We start from the raw sequence: 1,212 nt of genomic DNA, 5'->3' as shown, positions 1-1,212 counted from the left end.
TGAAAGGACCGCTGAAAGTAGATGGTGACCTTATTTATACCAAATCACAAGTGGATGCAGCTATCTTAGCAGAAACAAAAAAGATCTTAAAAAAAGCTTTGAGTAATAAAGTCATTAATTGGTCTGCGCTTGTTGATGCTGAGTTACTTTATACACAGGATGGGAAAATTCAATGGCCAGATTGGGTAACCGATAAAACCAAAGTAGAAATCCAAGCATGGGGCGGTGGAGGTAGTGGTGGTTCCTCTTGGTCTTATGGTGATGGCGGCGGCGGCGGCGGCGGAGGTTGTTCCGTGTGGTATGGCTATAAATCCAGTTTAAACGGGCATGAGGATATCATCATTGGTAAAGGAGGAACTTCTGTTGCAAAGCATGGTGCGACAGGAAACTCTGGAGGAACAACAACCGTTGGCAAAAATTTTATTACCGCTACAGGGGGACATGGTGGTGGGGGTGCTTATTATAGTATATCAAGGGGAAATACTTATTACTATTCAGGCACTGGTGGAACTGGGGGCATTGGTGGAAATTTTGGTTGGGCAACAGATGATCTCCTAGGACTTGCCAAAGGAGGAAATGGTTATGCTGGGACGAAAGGAATTGAAGGAATTGTAGGAAACAAAAGTGGTAACGGAGGTGATGCTGGAGGCGATACATCAAGGGGAGGTGGTGGAGGAACGGCAAAAGGTGGCTTTCCTTCAGGAAAAGCAGGGCGTGGTTTTGGGGGCGGAGGTGCCGGTGCTAGTAGGGATGAATATGACAGCGGTGCTGGAGCGGATGGTGCTGTTCTTATAAGATTATGGAAAGAATAAATGGATGCACAAGTAACCAAGATACGACAGAAGTCAAATGGATAGCTGTTCTATAAGCAGGCTTATATGTTTTTAAGTCCTTTTATCGCTCGTTCAAAGCCCTTTTAAAGCCCTTTTTGACTGACAGTGTCAGTCTTATCGAGCATGGTGATGCTTGTTATAGTCTCTTCATTGATTTGGAGAGCAAGATGACAATAGAATTTAAACTTCGTATTCACTTTATTAAGAAAGGCAAGGGATCTAAGTTTTTAGCAATATTTGATCAGAAAGCCTTTGATGCGGTTGTAAAATCCTTGATGTTGACGTGCAAATTTATCCCCTCCATGCACCTATCCTTCTCTTTACGCATGAGGTGGAGAAAAGAAAAACAAGTCTAAGCTATTAGGCTTTCCAATGGGAT

General features: G+C 43.4%; 1 pseudogene. It reads left to right on the top strand.

Features of this window, described 5'->3' with window-relative positions:
* Positions 1–812: pseudogene (locus ACFIK6_RS09855) on the top strand (hypothetical protein); the annotation flags it as partial.
* Positions 813–1,212 lie beyond the last annotated feature (400 nt).

The sequence above is a fragment of the Bartonella sp. AS69XJJH genome (assembly GCF_042195585.1).
Classification (GTDB): Bacteria; Pseudomonadota; Alphaproteobacteria; order Rhizobiales; family Rhizobiaceae; genus Bartonella.
Note: the sequence above shows the minus strand (reverse complement) of the source record. Positions and strands in the feature narration are given on the sequence as shown.